We start from the raw sequence: 15735 nt of genomic DNA, 5'->3' as shown, positions 1-15735 counted from the left end.
CCGATGTGAACCGCACTGCATAACGATGTGGAAACCGTTGGCAAACTGCGGGTGAATCAGCGGGGTTTGCGGACATCGAAGAGGTGCCGGGTGCTGTGCGCCACGAACGGCCCCTCCCTCTCGATCCGCTCGTGCAGTGAGCGGAGTTGGGGTTCGTAGGCCTCCACCGTGAAGCCCGGGACCATCCACACCACCTTGCGCAGGAAGTGGACGACGGCGGCGATGTCGTGGAACTCCATCCGCAGCCGCTCCGCCCGCAGCCCGGCCACCGCCAGGCCCGCCGCCTCGGCGTCGGCCCGCTCCCGCTCGGAGTCCCGGCCCGAGCGCGCCTCCTCGGGCAGCGGCCCGAGGAAGTACTCCACCAGCTCGAAGACGCTGGCCGGACCGACGTGCTGGGCGAAGTACGTGCCCCCCGGCCGTAGCACCCGGGCGATCTCGTCCCAGTACGGCCGCACCGGATGCCGGCTGAGCACCAGGTCGAAGGTCTCGTCGGCGAACGGCAGCGGCGCGTCGTCCGGGGCGGCGACGACCACCACCCCGCGCGGTCGAAGCAGCGCGGCGGCCCTGGCCACATTCGGCGGCCAGCCCTCCGTCGCGGCGGCCACCACCGGCCGGGCGGGCTCGGCCCTGCCCAGCGCGAAGTCCAGGACCTCACCGCCACCGGTCTGGATGTCCAGCACGGCCTCCGCCCGGGCCAGCCGCTCCCCCGCCGACACGGCGTACCCCCACGAGGGCCGCTCCTCACTGGCCCGCCCCTCGAACCAGGAGAAGTCCCAGCCGTCGGTGGGCACGGCGGCGCCCTCGGCCACGAGGTGTTCGAAGGAGTGGTTCACGGACATGCCGTCCATGATCGCAGGGCACTGCCCGACGGGGCCTGCTAATTTCCGCCCGTATGACGAGCTCCCGCATGACGACCTACTCCGCCGGAGAGAAGCAGACGCTGCACGCGAGCCTGGACCGGCACCGGAACGCCGTGCTGTGGAAGCTGGACGGCCTCGACGACGAGCAGTTGCGCCGGCCGATGACACCGTCCGGCACCAACCTGCTGGGCCTGGTGAAACATCTGGCCTGCGTCGAGTACGGCTGGTTCGTGGACACGTTCGGCGGCGAGGCCGAGCCTTTGTGGTTCGACCCCCATGACGACATGCGGGTCACCCCCGAGGAGACGACCGAGCGGATCGTCGCCTTCTACGGCCGCGCCCGCGCCGCCGCCGACGCCGTGATCAACGAGCTGCCACTGGACGCCCAGGGCAGCCCAGCCTGGCGGGACATCACCGTGACCCTGCGCTGGACCCTGGTCCACATGGTGGAGGAGACCGCACGGCACGCCGGCCACATGGACATCCTGCGGGAGCTGATCGACGGCGCCACCGGGGACCATCCGCCGGTCACCGGCGCCGGCTGACCGTGCTGTACATCGACCCGTACGCCGGCTGGGCCGTGGCCGCGTCGAGCAGGCCGGCGTCCAGGTGACGGCGGGCCGCTCGGGGGGCGGGGCCCTCGGGCACCAGGTCGTGCGTGTGCACCAGCCCCCACAGCGTCATGAGCAGGGCGCCGAAACGGGCCGGCGGGTGGAGCGGGCCGTCCGGCGGACCCTCGCGGGTGGCCCAGCGGGCGGCTGTCGTGCCGCCGACCTCCGGGACGCGCTGCACTCCGCGCCGGCGGAGCGTCGGCGGTGGCGTGGACGACGTGCGGGACCTGGGCGTGGATCAGCGCGCCGCTGCACAGCGGTGGCCTCCCGGCCGCGACGGCATCGCCCTCCGGGTCGTACAGCGCGGCACCGATGGGTCGGCTGCCGGCCCGCAGCGCCTCCCAGGCCAACTCGAAGGGAAGGCGCCAGAGGAGGGGGATCGAGGTCACGGGGCCGCCCCCGGCCCCCCGAGCACGAGGAGGATGTGCTCGTCTTCGCCGTGCCGGATCGTGCCGGCCCGCTCGAAGCCGTGTCTCTCCAGCAGCCGGACGGAGGCGGTGTTGCCGCCGAAGGGGTCGGCGTACAGGGGCCGTACGCGCTCCAGCTCCAGGAAGAGGCCGAGGGCGCGGGTGCCGACGCCGCCGCCCCAGTACGGCCGCCCGAGCCAGTAGCCGACGAACCGCCGCTCGCCCTCCGTCCAGGAAACGACGTGCCCGGCGGCCGCACCGCCCACGGTGACCGTCCGCACGAGGCAGTCCGGATCGCCGAGAACACGCTCTCGCCAGTGCCGCAGGAAGGCGTCCCGCGGCCGGGGCGTGAATCTCGACCGCCGGACGGCCTCCGGGTCGTGCTCATAGGAGAGGAAGGCGAACAGGTCGTCGTCCGTGACGCCCCGAAGGCTCACTTCGCTGTGCTCGTCGCGCTCGTCGGTCATGTCGGGCAGTGTGGCAGCCGCCACTGACAACGCCCCCCTGTCGCGTCAGGCCACCAGGAGCCGTACCTCCTCGGCGGCGAACCGCACGAACCCCTCCGGGTCGGGCTCGTCCCCGGTCGGCTGGAGCACGACGGTGTCGGCACCGGCCTCGGCGAGCCGCCGTACCGCCGCGGCCACGGCCGCCGCGTCCCCCGCGACCCCGACGCCCGGCACCGACTCAAGCCCCTCGTCGGCGAGTTCGGCCCGCAGCCGGGCGGCGGCGTCGGCCCCCGTGGCGGCGAGCAGATAGACGACGACCGGGTGGTGCTCGCCGCGCCCCGCCTCCTTCTGCCCCTCCTCGATGAGCTGCCGGGCCTGGCGTACGCCGTCCGGGGAGGTGGCGGCGGTGAGGAGGGTGCCGTCGGACTTGGCGCCGGAAAGGCGGAGGGTACGCGGGCCGGTGGCGCCGGTGAAGACGGGCACCGGCTGCTCCGGCGGCCAGTCGAGGGCGACGTCGTCGAGGGAGACGTACCGGCCCCGCACGGTGAGCCGTTCACCACCGAGCAGGGCGCGCAGGGCGTCGAGATGCTCGCCGAGGAGGGTGAGCGGGGAGGCGGCACGGGCACCGACCTGCCCCATCCAGTCCTGCACCCCGTGTCCGACGACGATAGTGGCCCGCCCGGGGAACATCCGGTGCAAGGAAGCGGCCTCCATCGCGGTGATTGCCACGTTCCTGAGGGGCACGGGCAGCAGCCCGACACCGACCCGCACCCGCTCGGTCCAGGCGAGCGCCGCGGCGGCGGTCGTCATGCCGCCCTCCCGGAAACAGTCCTCCCACAACCACAGTTCTTCAAGGCCTGCTTCGTCCGCCGCACGGGCCACGGCCCGCAGCCGCTCGGGCGGAAGCTGGGGGCGGAAGACGACACCGAGTCCAGTCATGGACCTCTTCCTAGTGGGGAGGACGTGGGGTGACAAGTGGTTGTGCCCGGCGGAGAGTTGGAGGGGACGGGGATGGGGATGGGGAGACGCTGGCGGGACGGGGTCGGGAGGCTGATCGTGCCCCGGGGTGAGGGAACGGAAGACCCGCTGGTGCTTCCGCTGGAGATCTCGGCCTCCTACCGGGCCCGGACGAAGGGCCTGCTGGGCCGGGAGTCCATCGCCGGGGCGATGCTGCTGTCACCGGCGAGCGGGGTCCACACCTTCGGCATGCGCATCCCGATCGACGTCGCCTACCTGGACCGCCGCCTGACCGTCCTCGCCGTCCGCACCGTGCCCCCGGGCCGCCTGGGCCTGCCCCGGCTGCGGGCACGGCACGTACTGGAGGCGGAAGCGGGCGTGATGGCGGGGTGGGGGCTGCGGGCGGGGGTGCGGGTGCGGGTGGAGGCCGGGGGCGACGCAGACGGTGTTCGCGATGGCGGTGTCGGCGATGCCGGTGGGGCGAACGGCCCGGGTTGAGGGCTGTTGTCAGTGGCACGTCCTAGCATCGCGGCATGAGAGCTTCAGGGACGTTCAAGGTCGAGGAGTTCACTCCGGCGGAGGTGCGACTGCCGGAGCCGGTGGTCGAGACGGCGGTGCCGGTCGGGGTGGCCACGATGCGGAAGCGGTACGAGGGTGAGGTCGCCGGGGTGTCGCAGACGCTGTTCACCGCGGCGTACGACCAGTCCAGTGGGACCGGCACGTATGTCGCCATGGAGTCCTTCGAGGGGAGCCTCGGCGGGAGAAGCGGCAGCTTCAACTTCGCCCACTCGGCGACGACCCTCGGAGAGGGCAGAGAGGCCGAGTTTTTCGTGATCGTGCCGGGGAGCGGGACGGGGGCGCTCGCCGGGATCCGAGGGGCCGGCGGTCTGCGGATCGATGCGGACGGCACCCATCGGATCTGGTTCGAGTACGAGGTGGGCGGCAGATCCTAGGGTTCCGCGGAAAATCGGACCCTGCCGATATCCACATGGTCAGCGGTTGAGGTCGACCCTTCGGAATGCGGGTGCGGTCAGCTCTCCGAGCGCGGAAAGGACACCTCGACACGTCGGTTCTTCCGCCGGCCCTCCTCCGTCGAGTTGTCGGCGATCGGATACTGCTCGCCGTAGCCGCGGACCTCGAAGGTGATGTTCGGGTCGTTCAGGTCCTGGCCCAGGACTGCCTGTACGGCGTTGGCTCGCTGCCTGGACAGGATGTCGCCGTGGGCGGACGAGCCGAGGTTGTCGGTGAACCCGAAGACGCGGACCCGGGTCGCGTTCTGCTTCTTGATCTCGTCGGCGATGGTGGCGATCCGCGCCTTGGCCTCTCCGCTGAGCCTGGCGCTGTCCTTGCTGAAGAGGACTTCGGCCTGGAGCGCGAAGGTGACGTCGGCGTTGGTGTCCTCACGCCGCTCGTCCCCGCTCTGGTCCTCTACGACCGACTTGATGTCCAACACCTTGGGCGCGGCGAGCGTGGCGCCCTCGGGGAGCTTGAGGTCGGGGTCGGTGGGGTCGATCTTCACCGGGGCGGCGGCGGAGGGCGCGGTGTCGGGAGGCTGACTGGGGTCCGTGTCGTCGGCGTAGGAGGGGGTGGCGGTGAGGAGGAGGGCGACAGCGGTGAGGGTGGCGGCGAGACGGGGGGTGGTCACTTTGGCCTCACCCGGAGATCTTGATGGTGGCGGAGGAGAGGGTGGGCAGTTGGAGGGTCACCTCGGTGGTGTTCGTGGGCGGGGAGGGGAACTGCATGAAGACCTGCAGTGACTGACCCGCCTTGAGCGTGCCGAGTCCGGTTGTGGTGAGCGGGCGGCCCTCTGTGTCGCGCAGTACGTAGTAGCGCTTCTTGCCCTTGGAGTCGACAAGGGTGGCTCCACCCAAGGACGGGCCGTTCTTGGTGATCTCGGTTTCATTGCCGCTAAGGGCGGACGGGATGAGCAGATCACCGGCCCCGTCGTTCTTCAGGGTGCCGTTCACCGTGACGAAGCCACCAGAATCACGTTGCACGGAGGTGATCTGGAGAAGCAGGCCATCCGAACCCTTCAGTTCGGCCAGAGGTTGATCCGACTGCCCCTCCTGGGCGCTCGGGCCGGAGTTGGCACCCTGGGAAGCGGACGCGGAACTGTGCGGCTTCTTGTCGTCGCCGGTGCCTCCGCCGCAGCCGGCCACACCGACAGCCAGACCAGCCGCAACGGTCAATGCGACCATCCCCCTGCGGGCCTTCGCAGTGAACCGAATGCTCATCGCTCCGCTTCCTTCGTCATTGATCGTTCGCTCGTCAGTCGGCCAGATGGACGTCGAAGAGGTCTTGGGGCTTCGGCAGCCCCGTTGTGTCGTCCGGCTTCAGATGCCAGACCTTGTCCCTGCAGGTGAGTTCGGGCAGGGCGGCGCCGTCCGCACCCTTGTCGGGGAGCTTGAAGGTGCAGAGGGGCTGGATCTCGGCGGTGGCGGAAGCCCTCGACTTGTAGTTCTCCGACCCGGGCACCACGGACCTGCCGACGGACTTGTTGGTCTGCACGTCGACCCGGTACTTCAGCAGCCCTTGCGGAGAGCAGCCCGTCAACGAGGCATGGTTCTGCCCGGCGAGTTGGCCGGCCCGCAAGCACGGGGCGACGTCGAACGTCACCCTGCCGTCGAAGATGTCCTGCCATTTGTTGGGATCGGCCAGTACGCGCACCCACTGTGCCGTGAGCTGCTCCCTCGCGTTCTGGGCCGCCGCAAGTGCTGCCGCGTCCGCAGCTGTCTGGGCACCGCTGCGATTCACCGACGCCTGGCCGACCGCGAGGTAGGCCAACGCAAGAAAGAGCAGGCCTGCCACCACCGTGATGTAGATGGGGAAGGCCTGCCCTGCGTCGCGGCGTGGAGAAATCAGCCGCCGGTGACCTGGGCGATCTTGTTCCTGATCGCGTCGAAGATCGTCTGACCGATGCTCGTACCCGTGATCGCCAACACGATGGCCACCACCACCGCGATGATGCCCAGATACTCCACCGCGGTCTGCCCCTTGTCGCTGCGAGCAACCCGGGCCTGCAGGTACGCGACGGTGGTGTTGAACCAGTTGCTCATGGTGGTCCCCTCCGGGTTCGCCTCCGATCCGGGAAACGTACGCCGGGACCCAGCCCTCTTGAGAGGGCCCCAGGACCCAACCCCGGACCCATTCCCCCCGCCGTCCGCTCCCCCACGCTCCCACCTCAAGCCACCCCCAACCACTTCGCGGTCGCCTGGGACCGGGTGGTGGTCTGGAGCTTGGCGAAGATGCGGTTGATGTGGTTCTTGACCGTCTTCTCGGAGATGAAGCACGCGGCGGCGATCTGCTGGTTGGTCATGCCGGACGCGATGAGGTCCATGATCTCCGCCTCCCTCGTGCTCAGCCGGAAATGTGAACGGAATGACTGTCCCATGGAGGATTGCAGTTGCGAAAGAACTTGGGGCGCAGTTTTCCGCAAATATTGCGGGACTTGAGGTTCCGCCTGTGCAGGTGCACTGGCCCGCAACTCCGTCAGCAACGCCTTCGCCGCCCCGGGAGTCACATGCGGCCGCCCCTCCCGGACGTCCCGCACCGCCCGCACCAACTGCTCCGTCGTGAACTCGCCGTGCACCAGGTATCCCCCCGCACCCAGCCGCAACGCCTCCCGCACGGTCTCCGTCTCATGGCTGTAGGTGAGCATCATGACCGGCGCCACCCGTACCAGGTGCGGCAATGCCGAGATTCCGTCGACTCCGGGCATGCGGACGTCGAGGAGGATGACGTCCGGGCGGTGCCGTACAGCCGCCTCGTACGCCTCCCGGCCGTCCGTCGCCTCCGCCACCACCGTGGTGTCCTCGCGGCCGGACAGCAGGGCCGTCAAACCCGCCCGGACCACGGGGTTGTCGTCGGCCACCAGCAGGCGCAGGGGAGGTGCAGCCGGTGCGGCCTCCTTCGGCCAGGGGGGACTGTGCTGCATGATGCCGCCTCCTCTCAGGCTTCCCGGGATGCGGGGTCGGAGCCGTTCATGGACGGCACGGAGGGCGTAAAGGACACGGAGGGCGGGAACGACACGGGAAGCTCCACCCGCACCTCCGTGCCCCGTTCGTGGTCGCCCCTGCCGATGCGGATCCTCGCGCCCATCTGCGCGGCCCGCTCCACCATGCCGAGCAGCCCGAAGTGGCCGGAGTCGCGGAGCCGGTCGAGTGTGGTGCCGGGCGGCAGGCCCCGGCCGTCGTCGTGGATCGTGAGGCGCAGCAGGCTGCCGTGCACCGCCGCTGCCACCTCCACCTGGGTCGCGGAGGCGTGGCGGTACGCGTTCTCCAGCGCCTCTGTGGCAATGGAGAGAAGGTGACGGGACAAGGGGGCGGACAGGGTGGGCAGGTCCGGAGCGCCGGCGGGGTCGTTCGGCCAGCGGCAGGTCACCCGCAGGCCCGTGCGGGTCGTGAAGCTCCGGGCCACGGAGGTCAGTTCGTGCCACACCGCCGTCTCGGTCTCCCCCAGCGGATCCGGCTGCTGTCGGCGCAGGTCCGTCAGCAGTTCCCGCGACTCCGCCGCCGCCCTGCGGGCCGAGCGGGACACCAGGTCCGCCTGTTGCCGGATGCGGCCGGGGTCGGGTGCGTCGGCGGAGGCGGTCGCCGCCAGGCCGTCCGCCGCGAGGGCCACGCCGTACAGGGTCTTGGCCACGGAGTCGTGCATCTCGCGGGCCAGCCGGGCGCGTTCCGCGCTCACCGCCTCCGCCGCCGCGAGGCGCGCCTGGACCGTCGTCAGGGCGTGGGTCGCGGCGCCGAAGCGGAGCATCAGGTTGCGCAGGGTCGAGCCCATGGCGCCGGAGATCACGCACAGGCCGGGGAGCAGGAGGGCCTCGGCCACCGGGGCGTGGCGGTCGGCCTTCAGGGTGGCGTGGACCAGCAGCAGGATCAGGGACTGGAGGGAGGCGAAGCACGCCGCGCCGCGCCAGCTGTAGACCAGGCCGGCCAGCAGCGGGGTGCAGACGCTGACGTAGGCGAGGGTGGTGTCCGGGCCCGCCGAGATCAGGAGGAACGAGCCGAAGAGGGTGTCGGCGGCAAGGAGGCTGGGGTGGCGCAGGAGGAGCGGGCCGAAGCGTTCCCAGTCGCGGAAGAGGACGTACGACACCATGAAGGTGACCACCACGGCCGCACCGACCAGGCGGGCGCCCAGGCCGGGGGCCGCGTGGAGCAGCGCGGCGGGCGCGGCCAGGGCGATCATGGCCAGGCGGAAGCCGAAGACCTGCCGGCACATGGCCTGCAGCGCACGGATCTGGATCTTCTCCGAGGGTTCGGCGGTGGCGGAATCCGCATGGGCAGTCGCCCGCCAGCGGCGTACGAACCAACCCATGACCGCGCGCACCCGGCCGCCGGCCCCGGAGAACACTCCTCCCCCGCGCCCCATCAGCCCCGCCACCGTCACGCCCGCCTCACTTCCCCGTGAGCGAGCCGAAGTCCACGCCGGAGCCGAGGATCAGGCCGGCGCCCAGCAGCAGCATCGTGGCCGGGACCATGAACGTGGTGATCACCAGCGTGGCCTTGGGCACCGCGCGGGCGGCCTTGCGGCGGGCGTTCTGCGCGTCGGTGCGGCGCATGTCCTTGGCCAGGGAGACCAGCGTGTCCACGATGGGGGCGCCCAGTTCCTCCCCCTGCTGCAGTGCCGTCACGAACATCGCCACCTGTTCCGAGTCGTTCCTCCTCCGCAGCTCCGCGAAGGCCTGGCGGCGGCTCATGCCGAGGTCCATCTGGCGGAGGGTGATGCGCAGTTCGTCCGCCCAGGGGCCCTCGTACCTCGTCGCCACCCGGTCGAGAGCCTGGCGGAAGCCCAGCCCCGCGCTGACCACCACGGCCAGCACGTCCAGGAAGTCCGGCAGCGTGCGCTCGATGACGTCCCTGCGGACCCGGATCGCCGACCAGATGCCCACCTCCGTCCAGAAGGCGCCGAAGAGCAGCAGCAGTACGGCCACGAACCACTGCCCGCGCAGCAGGAACACCAGACAGCCGACCCCGCCCAGCGCGCCGTACACCGCGCGGCGGGCCGCGTAGCGGTCGATGGTCAGGCCGCCGGGGTTGCCCGCGAGGTCGATCTTGCGGCGGTACTTGGCCACCAGGCGCGGGCCCATCAGGCGCAGCACGGCGGGGGCGTAGCGCATGCCCATCCGGTCGATGACCGAGCCCACCGCGCCGGTGCGGGTGGCGCCGACCTCCAGGGCCACCGCCAGGTCGCCGGGGAGTTTCGCGTCCGCGCGGTACATCCGGAGGCCGGCGAAGGCGCCCCAGACGCCGAGCCCCATCAGCAGGGCGAGCAGGAATCCCACCATCGGGCCGACCCTCCCCTCACACGTCGATCCGGCTCAGGCGCCGGATGAGGACGAATCCGACGGCGTACATCGCGAAGGCGATCAGCACGCAGGCCTGGCCGACCGGTGAGCCGGTCATGCGGGCCAGCGCGCCGTCCTTCACGCCGTTCATCAAGAACAGCGCGCCGACGCCGAGGACGGGGACGGCGTACGACGTCATGGTCACCTGGGAGAGCTGGGTGCGGATCTCACGCCGGGTCTCCTTGCGTTCCTCCAGGGTCTCGGTGAGGTTCCGCAGGGCGGACACCACCTGGCCGCCCGCCCGGTTGGACAGGACCAGGGTCGTGACGAGGACGACGAGCTCCCGGGACGGCAGCCGGTCGGCCAGTTCGCCGAGCGCGTCGTCGAGGGACTGGCCGATGGCCAACTGGTCGGACACCTTGGCCAGTTCCTCGCCGGCCGGGGCCTCCAGCTCCTCCGCCGCCATGCCGATCGCGGTGCGCAGGGCGAGGCCGGCCTGGGTGGCGTTGGCCAGGATGCGGGCGAGTTCGGGGAGTTGGTTGATGAAGCGTTCGATGCGTTTCTGCCGCTGCCAGTTGAGGAACTGCACCGCCGCCCAGATGCCGAGGAGGCCGGCGAGGGGACCGAAGAAGGGGGCCAGGGTGGCCTGGCCGATCAGCCAGAGCGCGGCGACGGTGGCGAGCATGTAGACGAAGAACTCGCCCGGGGTGACGTCCAGGCCGGTCGCCGCCAGGCGCAGTTCCAGCCAGCGGCCGAGGCGGGTGCGGCGCAGTCGCCGGTCCAGGTCGCGGAAGCGGCGCCTGCGGCCGGTCGCGGGGACAGGGCCGGTGTGGGTGAGCCGGTCCACGAGGGCCGCGCGCTGGGCCCGGCCCGAGGCGTAGGTGTGTACGCCGGCCACCGCCAGGACGCAGGTCAGCAGCGTCACTCCGGCGGTGAGCTGGACGAGGGTGTGGAGTTCCATGGGTGGCCTACCTGGCTTCTCGGGTGGCGAGCTGGTCCACGGAGTGGGCGACTCCGAAGGCCTGCGGGACGGGCTGGCTCGCCATGTAGAGGCGGTCGGCGGTACGGCGGGGCAGGGGGAAGTACTGGAAGCTGCCGTACACGCGCCCGTCGGGGGTCATGGGCTGGGCGTCGAACCGGGCCACGGTCGCGATCCGGTACGGCTCCCCGCCGTGGCTGTCGAGCAGCGCGATCTCGGTGATCCGGCGGGCGCCGTCGGCGAACCGGGTGAGCTGGACGATGACGTCGACCGCGCTGTTGATCTGGTCGTGCAGGGCTACGAAGGGGACCTCGACGTCGGACATGGAGGCGAGGGTCTGCAGCCGGGTGAGCGCGTCCTCCGCGCTGTTCGCGTGCACGGTCGCCAGCGATCCGTCGTGGCCCGTCGACATCGCCTGGAGCATGTCGAGGGACTCGCCGCCGCGGACCTCACCGACCACGATCCGGTCCGGGCGCATCCGGAGGGAGTTGCGGACCAGGTCGCGGATGGTGACCTGGCCCTGGCCCTCGACGTTCGGCGGCCGCGACTCCAGCCGGACCACATGGGTCTGCTGGAGCTGGAGTTCGGCGGAGTCCTCGATGGTGATGATGCGCTCGTGGGACGGGATCAGGCCCGACAGCGCGTTCAGCAGGGTCGTCTTTCCCGTGCCCGTGGCGCCGGAGACGATGATGTTGAACTTCGCCTGCACCAGCCCGGCCAGCAGATACAGCATGTGCTCGTCCAGCGAGCCGAAGGAGATCAGCTCCTGGAGGGTGAAGGAGCGCGGGAAGCGGCGGATGGTGAGGATCGGGCCGGTCAGCGACAGGGGCGGGATGATCACGTTGACGCGCTCGCCGGAGGGCAGGCGGGCGTCCACCATCGGGTTCGACTCGTCCACCCGCCGGTTGACGGTGGACACGATCCGCTCGATGGTCTGCATCAGCTGGTCGGCGGAGGCGAACCGCAGGGGCAACTGCTCGACGCGGCCGCCTCGTTCGACGAAGATCGCGTCGGGGCCGTTCACCATGATCTCGGTGATCGACGCGTCTTCGAGGAGGGGCTCCAGGATGCCGAGGCCCAGCGCTTCGTCCACCACCCGACGGATCAGCTGCGAGCGCTCGACCGTCGACAGCACCGGGCCCTCACGGCTGATGATGTGCCCGAGCACCCGCTCGAGGCGCGCCCGGCGCTCGGCCGCCGCGAGCGAACTCATCTCCGCGAGGTCGATCTCCTCCAGCAGCTTGGCCCGGTAGGAGGCGACCAGATGCCCGTCCTCGCCCCGGCTGCCGTGCTCCTCCGGAGTGCTGATGCGTGCGCGCAGGCTCATTTGTCGGCACCTCCTCGCTTAGTGGTCGAGCGGCATGGTGGCGGACTTGGTGGCGTAGCCGAAGTCCCAGATGACCTTCGGGATCCTCACCTTGGCGATGACGGTCACGGAGCCGTCGCCTCCGGGGCCGGGTGCGCAGGTCACGGAGATCCCACTGCTCACGGCGTCCGCGCATGCTTGTGCGTACGACTGCTGGAGGGACGCCGCCCGCGCCCCCGCCCGGGCCGCCGTACCGGCCTGCTCGGCGGCGTAGGCGACGGCGCCGATCTGGATGCCGGCCAGCCCGACGAGCAGCAGTACGGGAACGAACCCGAGGTACTCGATGGCGACCTGGCCCCGGTCGCGTCCACGGCGGTGCGGCATCTCAGTGCTTCACCTCCTCGACGGCGCCGGCGTGGCCGTACACCGTGACGGGGAAGTCGATGGAACCGGGGAAGAGGACGGGGACTTTGATGCCGACCTTCGCGGTCACATAGCCGGTCCCCCCGCACTCGTCCACGCTCGCTCCCCCTCGCCACGCCCCCGACAGATGCTTCAGCGCCGCCTGTCGGCACACCCCGTACCGCTCCCCCCGAGGCGCCGCCGTCCCCGCCCGCACCCCCTCGTCCGCGGCATTCCCCGCGAGTGTGAAGGCGTACCCCACCAGCACGGCCTGCCACACGAGCACCAACGTCAGGACGATCAGCGGCGTCATCCCCAGGAACTCGATGCTGACCTGCCCCCGATCCCCACCCGGCCTCCTCATGGAGCACTCACTCCTTCCGCCGCCGGAACCCGCCCGGACCACGCCCGCTCCCCCGATGGCCCGCGGTTCCCTCGGCCGCCCGCACCAGCCCCAGCTCCCCCGCGAGCCCCCACAGCGCCTGCTTCACCGTGCTCCTGCTGTCGAGCTCATGGACCCGGCCGGCATCCACAACGGCCTGAAGTTCCTTGAAGTTGGCGGGAATCGCCGTACGCGCCAGCGCGGTTCCGGTGATCCGCTGCACGAGCGCGGGCTGGATCTCCGTACTGCGCGTGTGCCGGTTGACGACCACCGTCGTCTCCTCGGCCTTGCGGATCTGCAGCCGGTCCCACATCCGTACGGTCCGCTTGGCGGCGCGGACGGCGATGACGTCCGGGGTGGTGACCAGCAGCGCGATGTCGGCCATCTCCACCACCGCCGCACCGGCCCCGCTCAACTGGGCGCCGCAGTCGACGACGACCACCTCGTAGCGGGAGCGCAGGGCGCTGACGATCTGGCGGGCGGCGCGGTCGGTGACCTCCTCGCCGCGTTCGCCCTCGCCGGGCGCGAGGAGCAGGGCGAGCCCGGTGTCGTGGCGGAAGACCGCGTCGGCGAGGACGCGGGGCGAGATGTCGGTGATGGCGGCGAGGTCGACCACGGACCGGCGGAACTGGATGTCCAGGTAGCCGGCGATGTCCCCGGTCTGCAGATCCAGGTCGACCAGAGCCGTCGCCCGCCCGGAGGCCTGCGCGGCGAGGGCGAGCTGAATGGCCGCCAGCGTCGCCCCGGCTCCCCCCTTCGCGCCGCTGACCGTGACGACCGTGCCGCCGACCCCGCCGAGCGCATCGGCGGCGCCGTGGCCGAGATGGCGCCGTACTCCCGTCGACCACTGGGCGACGGCCTGGACCCGGCTGGCGAGTTCCTCGTACGACAGCGGGAGCGCGACCAGGCCGCGGGCGCCGGAGTCCATGGCGGCGGAGAACAGACCGGGGCCGGCGTCGGTGGTGACGAGGATGACACCGACGGCGGGGAAGCGGAGCGCGACCTCGCGGATCAGCTCCAGGGCCGGTACCGGGCCGATCCGCTCGTGCACGACGACGACTTCCGGGAGTTCGTCCACGGACTCGGCGGCGAGCCGGGCGAGGGTGTCGACGAGCTGGGTGGAGTCACCGACCGGCGGCTGCGGTTCGGCGTCGGGGAGCTGGCTGAGCAGGGTGGTCAGGGAGCGTACGGCGTCCGGGTCGGCTCCCGCCGGGAGGATCCTGGTAGGCATGCGGGCCGCCTCTCACTTGTCCGTCGCGAGTTCGTAGGTGCGGTCCTTGTCCGGGACGCTGGTCTCGCTGCCGGGCGCCACCAGCGCGAGCCGGACGCGCTGGGCGAAGGACTCGGCGTAGGTGATGCGCTGGGCGTCGAGGGTGGACAGCGCGAAGGTGATGGGGACGGCCTCGCTGGGCTGCTGCTGGTTCTTGCTCTGGTCCGGGTCGAGGGCGGTGATCTGGCCGACGTCGAGGACCCGGGCGTCGGTGACGATGATCTTCGACTGGTCCGGGTCGCCTTCCTTCTTTCCGGAGAAGGTGGCGTACACGTTGACGTGCGATCCGGGGGTGATCTTCCCCGCCACGCCGGTCGCCGCGTCGATCATGATGGCGACCTCCTGCTGTCCGGGCTGGAGGGCGGGCTGGTCGACGACCATGTCGGTCTGGAGCAGGGAGCCCTTGCGCAGGGTGGTGACCGCAATCTTGCCCTGGATCTGCCGCAGATCCGTGACCGCGTTGTCCGACAGCCACCGCTTGGGCATCTCGATCTTCTCGAACTGATCCGCGCCCAGGGTGGTGTACGGCTTCACATCGGACCGCACCCGGTAGGCGGTGACCTCCGGTCCGACCTTGGAATCGACGTCGTGGACGACGGAGAGCACGCCGGCGAACGCGCCGAGAGCGCACAGGACCGACAGGATCAGGAGTATCACGCCGCGGCGCTGACGGGAGTTCATGAACCGTGCAACCTCATTGGGGGAATCGGTCGAGCGGACTGGGGACGTACGGGGCGGGTCAGGCGGGCGTGCGCTGTTCCAGGGCGCGGGGCGCGGCGGGTTCGTGGGTGGGCGGGGTGGCGGAGCAGAAGACACAGCGGTCGCCGATGACGTCCAGTCCGCACCAGTGACAGGCGGTCTGCCGTACCGAGGTGACCAGTTGGTAGAGAACGGACAGATCGGCGAGGTAGCTGCAGAACTCGGTCATGCGGCCGGTCCCCCACCACACCGGGGACTCGGCTGGCAGCGGGACCTCGCGCAGCCCGTGCACGCTCCACTGCCCCGCGAGCCCGGCGACCCAGTCACCCTGCGTCTGTCCCTTGGCGACGAGCATCCAGGTGTTGAACTCGGGCCCCTTGAGCGTGGCCCCGGGCCCGATGCGCACGAGCTGGGGCTCGGGATGCGCGAGCACGGCGAACTGGCTGCCGGGCACCCAGGACTTGGCGTGCGCCTTCAGCGCGACCGGCACCCGGTCCAGCTTGGCGACCGAGCCGAGCACGGCCCCGGCGTGGATGTAGTGGGTGAGCAGCCGGCCGGCGGAGGCGAGCACGCCCGGGCTCAGATCGCAGGAGGCGAGCTGCCGGAGCTGCCGGGCGAGCACGGCGATGCCGAGCGGGGGCAGCTCCGGCCGGAAGAGGGCGATGCGATCGCTCTCCAGCAGTGAGCGCAGGGTGTGCAGCCGTCGTACGACGGGCTCGGGGGTGGCCGCCGAGCAGACGACGACCACATATCCGTACTGCTCGGTCAGGGTGTGGAGTTCGGTGAGCGCGTGCTCCAGGGGCCGCTGGTCGAGGCCGCCGAGCACGACGGCCGGCATGGTCCGTTCGTCCTGCGCCGGCAGTGCCAGGTCGGCACTGGTCACGGCAATGGCAGTTGGCACGCGCAGCTCCCCGCTCTTCACATCCGCCGGCCCACGGAGGTAACTCCCGTACGCCGGGACGACTTCACTGCGTGACTATGTGAGCACTGTATCCACGGCCGTATGACCGGAGAACAGCGTTTGTGAAGCCCGCGTGGAACTCTCTGGTCACAACTCCCGCCAAATCCGGACAGCTTGAGCTTCGATCCGGAAGCCGATCTGGTCTGGACCTCTTGACACCTCGATTGGTCTG

21 protein-coding genes are annotated in these 15735 nt (G+C 70.9%); 3 read left to right on the top strand and 18 right to left on the bottom strand.

Going from position 1 to position 15735, the window contains the following annotated elements; translation table 11 throughout:
- Positions 1 to 56: 56 nt before the first annotated feature.
- Positions 57 to 839: a class I SAM-dependent methyltransferase gene (locus ACZ5NH_RS14050; protein WP_468775118.1), complete on the bottom strand. Its 783-nt coding sequence runs from the start codon at positions 837 to 839 to the stop codon at positions 57 to 59.
- A 68-nt stretch (positions 840 to 907) separates the two neighbouring features.
- Here ACZ5NH_RS14050 and ACZ5NH_RS14045 point away from each other — a divergent pair, with 68 nt between their 5' ends.
- The gene (locus ACZ5NH_RS14045) at positions 908 to 1405 is read left to right on the top strand and encodes a DinB family protein (RefSeq protein WP_468775116.1); all 498 of its coding nucleotides are present in this window, start codon (positions 908 to 910) and stop codon (positions 1403 to 1405) included.
- Here the strand turns inward: ACZ5NH_RS14045 and ACZ5NH_RS14040 are convergent.
- The 3 genes from ACZ5NH_RS14040 to ACZ5NH_RS14030 all read right to left on the bottom strand — a co-directional run bounded on the left by ACZ5NH_RS14040 (position 1389) and on the right by ACZ5NH_RS14030 (position 3299).
- Positions 1389 to 1652 carry a hypothetical protein gene (locus tag ACZ5NH_RS14040; protein ID WP_468775114.1) on the bottom strand — a complete coding sequence of 88 codons (264 nt, stop codon included), beginning with the start codon at positions 1650 to 1652 and terminating at the stop codon, positions 1389 to 1391. The two genes, ACZ5NH_RS14045 and ACZ5NH_RS14040, sit on opposite strands and share 17 nt — an antisense overlap.
- 204 nt (positions 1653 to 1856) lie before the next feature.
- Positions 1857 to 2345, bottom strand: a complete 489-nt coding sequence (locus ACZ5NH_RS14035; protein WP_468775112.1) for a GNAT family N-acetyltransferase — start codon at positions 2343 to 2345, stop codon at positions 1857 to 1859.
- Between the two features lie 45 nt (positions 2346 to 2390).
- Positions 2391 to 3299 carry an LLM class flavin-dependent oxidoreductase gene (locus ACZ5NH_RS14030; RefSeq protein WP_468775110.1) on the bottom strand — a complete coding sequence of 303 codons (909 nt, stop codon included), beginning with the start codon at positions 3297 to 3299 and terminating at the stop codon, positions 2391 to 2393.
- Positions 3300 to 3341: 42 nt separating this feature from the next.
- Between ACZ5NH_RS14030 and ACZ5NH_RS14025 the strand changes: the two genes are divergently transcribed.
- Together ACZ5NH_RS14025 and ACZ5NH_RS14020 are read left to right on the top strand one after the other, a co-directional pair.
- Positions 3342 to 3779, top strand: a complete 438-nt coding sequence (locus tag ACZ5NH_RS14025) for a DUF192 domain-containing protein (RefSeq protein WP_468775478.1) — start codon at positions 3342 to 3344, stop codon at positions 3777 to 3779.
- 35 nt (positions 3780 to 3814) lie between these two features.
- The gene (locus tag ACZ5NH_RS14020; RefSeq protein WP_388620259.1) at positions 3815 to 4234 is read left to right on the top strand and encodes a DUF3224 domain-containing protein; all 420 of its coding nucleotides are present in this window, start codon (positions 3815 to 3817) and stop codon (positions 4232 to 4234) included.
- Positions 4235 to 4311: 77 nt separating this feature from the next.
- On the opposite strand, the gene ACZ5NH_RS14015 is transcribed toward ACZ5NH_RS14020, so the two are convergent.
- The 14 genes from ACZ5NH_RS14015 to ACZ5NH_RS13950 all read right to left on the bottom strand — a co-directional run bounded on the left by ACZ5NH_RS14015 (position 4312) and on the right by ACZ5NH_RS13950 (position 15524).
- Entirely contained in the window at positions 4312 to 4926 is a 615-nt protein-coding gene (locus ACZ5NH_RS14015; RefSeq protein ID WP_451555820.1) for an OmpA family protein, read from the bottom strand.
- A gap of 7 nt (positions 4927 to 4933) precedes the next feature.
- Entirely contained in the window at positions 4934 to 5515 is a 582-nt protein-coding gene (locus ACZ5NH_RS14010) for a hypothetical protein (RefSeq protein WP_468775108.1), read from the bottom strand.
- 34 nt (positions 5516 to 5549) lie between these two features.
- Positions 5550 to 6140: a pilus assembly protein TadG-related protein gene (locus ACZ5NH_RS14005; protein ID WP_468775476.1), complete on the bottom strand. Its 591-nt coding sequence runs from the start codon at positions 6138 to 6140 to the stop codon at positions 5550 to 5552.
- Positions 6140 to 6337, bottom strand: a complete 198-nt coding sequence (locus tag ACZ5NH_RS14000; RefSeq protein WP_388620251.1) for a Flp family type IVb pilin — start codon at positions 6335 to 6337, stop codon at positions 6140 to 6142. The genes ACZ5NH_RS14005 and ACZ5NH_RS14000 overlap by 1 nt, the downstream gene beginning before the upstream one ends.
- 125 nt (positions 6338 to 6462) lie before the next feature.
- Positions 6463 to 7215 (bottom strand): response regulator, encoded by a 753-nt coding sequence (locus ACZ5NH_RS13995; protein WP_388620248.1) that lies wholly within the window; start codon positions 7213 to 7215, stop codon positions 6463 to 6465.
- A gap of 14 nt (positions 7216 to 7229) precedes the next feature.
- Positions 7230 to 8594: a sensor histidine kinase gene (locus ACZ5NH_RS13990; protein WP_468775474.1), complete on the bottom strand. Its 1365-nt coding sequence runs from the start codon at positions 8592 to 8594 to the stop codon at positions 7230 to 7232.
- Between the two features lie 79 nt (positions 8595 to 8673).
- Entirely contained in the window at positions 8674 to 9561 is an 888-nt protein-coding gene (locus tag ACZ5NH_RS13985; protein WP_468775472.1) for a DUF5936 domain-containing protein, read from the bottom strand.
- Between the two features lie 19 nt (positions 9562 to 9580).
- Complete coding sequence (locus tag ACZ5NH_RS13980; protein WP_468775106.1) at positions 9581 to 10525, bottom strand: type II secretion system F family protein; 945 nt, start codon at positions 10523 to 10525, stop codon at positions 9581 to 9583.
- Between the two features lie 7 nt (positions 10526 to 10532).
- A complete protein-coding gene (locus ACZ5NH_RS13975) occupies positions 10533 to 11870 on the bottom strand; it encodes a CpaF family protein (RefSeq protein ID WP_468775104.1) in 1338 nt (445 codons plus the stop codon).
- A gap of 18 nt (positions 11871 to 11888) precedes the next feature.
- Positions 11889 to 12233, bottom strand: a complete 345-nt coding sequence (locus ACZ5NH_RS13970; protein ID WP_451555815.1) for a TadE/TadG family type IV pilus assembly protein — start codon at positions 12231 to 12233, stop codon at positions 11889 to 11891.
- Position 12234: 1 nt separating this feature from the next.
- On the bottom strand, positions 12235 to 12615 hold the full coding sequence (locus ACZ5NH_RS13965; protein ID WP_388620237.1) for a TadE family protein: 381 nt from the start codon (positions 12613 to 12615) through the stop codon (positions 12235 to 12237).
- A 7-nt stretch (positions 12616 to 12622) separates the two neighbouring features.
- Positions 12623 to 13864 (bottom strand): AAA family ATPase, encoded by a 1242-nt coding sequence (locus tag ACZ5NH_RS13960; protein ID WP_468775101.1) that lies wholly within the window; start codon positions 13862 to 13864, stop codon positions 12623 to 12625.
- 12 nt (positions 13865 to 13876) lie between these two features.
- On the bottom strand, positions 13877 to 14584 hold the full coding sequence (gene cpaB / locus ACZ5NH_RS13955; protein ID WP_388620232.1) for a Flp pilus assembly protein CpaB: 708 nt from the start codon (positions 14582 to 14584) through the stop codon (positions 13877 to 13879).
- A 58-nt stretch (positions 14585 to 14642) separates the two neighbouring features.
- The gene (locus ACZ5NH_RS13950) at positions 14643 to 15524 is read right to left on the bottom strand and encodes a hypothetical protein (protein ID WP_468775099.1); all 882 of its coding nucleotides are present in this window, start codon (positions 15522 to 15524) and stop codon (positions 14643 to 14645) included.
- Between the last annotated feature and the right edge of the window lie 211 nt (positions 15525 to 15735).

It is taken from the genome of Streptomyces sp. NPDC031426 (assembly GCF_055581585.1).
This window is presented reverse-complemented; position numbering and strand designations above follow the sequence as displayed.

What these genes read in the sequence shown, in the direction of transcription:
- ACZ5NH_RS14020 (WP_388620259.1), top strand. Translation starts at nt 3,815, where the DNA reads ATGAGAGCTTCAGGGACGTTCAAGGTCGAGGAGTTCACTCCGGCGGAG.
- ACZ5NH_RS14010 (WP_468775108.1), bottom strand. Translation starts at nt 5,515, where the DNA reads ATGAGCATTCGGTTCACTGCGAAGGCCCGCAGGGGGATGGTCGCATTG.
- ACZ5NH_RS13960 (WP_468775101.1), bottom strand. Translation starts at nt 13,864, where the DNA reads ATGCCTACCAGGATCCTCCCGGCGGGAGCCGACCCGGACGCCGTACGC.
- ACZ5NH_RS13965 (WP_388620237.1), bottom strand. Translation starts at nt 12,615, where the DNA reads ATGAGGAGGCCGGGTGGGGATCGGGGGCAGGTCAGCATCGAGTTCCTG.
- ACZ5NH_RS14025 (WP_468775478.1), top strand. Translation starts at nt 3,342, where the DNA reads ATGGGGAGACGCTGGCGGGACGGGGTCGGGAGGCTGATCGTGCCCCGG.
- ACZ5NH_RS13970 (WP_451555815.1), bottom strand. Translation starts at nt 12,233, where the DNA reads ATGCCGCACCGCCGTGGACGCGACCGGGGCCAGGTCGCCATCGAGTAC.
- ACZ5NH_RS13995 (WP_388620248.1), bottom strand. Translation starts at nt 7,215, where the DNA reads ATGCAGCACAGTCCCCCCTGGCCGAAGGAGGCCGCACCGGCTGCACCT.
- ACZ5NH_RS14045 (WP_468775116.1), top strand. Translation starts at nt 908, where the DNA reads ATGACGACCTACTCCGCCGGAGAGAAGCAGACGCTGCACGCGAGCCTG.
- ACZ5NH_RS14035 (WP_468775112.1), bottom strand. Translation starts at nt 2,345, where the DNA reads ATGACCGACGAGCGCGACGAGCACAGCGAAGTGAGCCTTCGGGGCGTC.
- cpaB (WP_388620232.1), bottom strand. Translation starts at nt 14,584, where the DNA reads ATGAACTCCCGTCAGCGCCGCGGCGTGATACTCCTGATCCTGTCGGTC.
- ACZ5NH_RS14050 (WP_468775118.1), bottom strand. Translation starts at nt 839, where the DNA reads ATGTCCGTGAACCACTCCTTCGAACACCTCGTGGCCGAGGGCGCCGCC.
- ACZ5NH_RS13975 (WP_468775104.1), bottom strand. Translation starts at nt 11,870, where the DNA reads ATGAGCCTGCGCGCACGCATCAGCACTCCGGAGGAGCACGGCAGCCGG.
- ACZ5NH_RS14000 (WP_388620251.1), bottom strand. Translation starts at nt 6,337, where the DNA reads ATGAGCAACTGGTTCAACACCACCGTCGCGTACCTGCAGGCCCGGGTT.
- ACZ5NH_RS13990 (WP_468775474.1), bottom strand. Translation starts at nt 8,594, where the DNA reads ATGGGTTGGTTCGTACGCCGCTGGCGGGCGACTGCCCATGCGGATTCC.
- ACZ5NH_RS13980 (WP_468775106.1), bottom strand. Translation starts at nt 10,525, where the DNA reads ATGGAACTCCACACCCTCGTCCAGCTCACCGCCGGAGTGACGCTGCTG.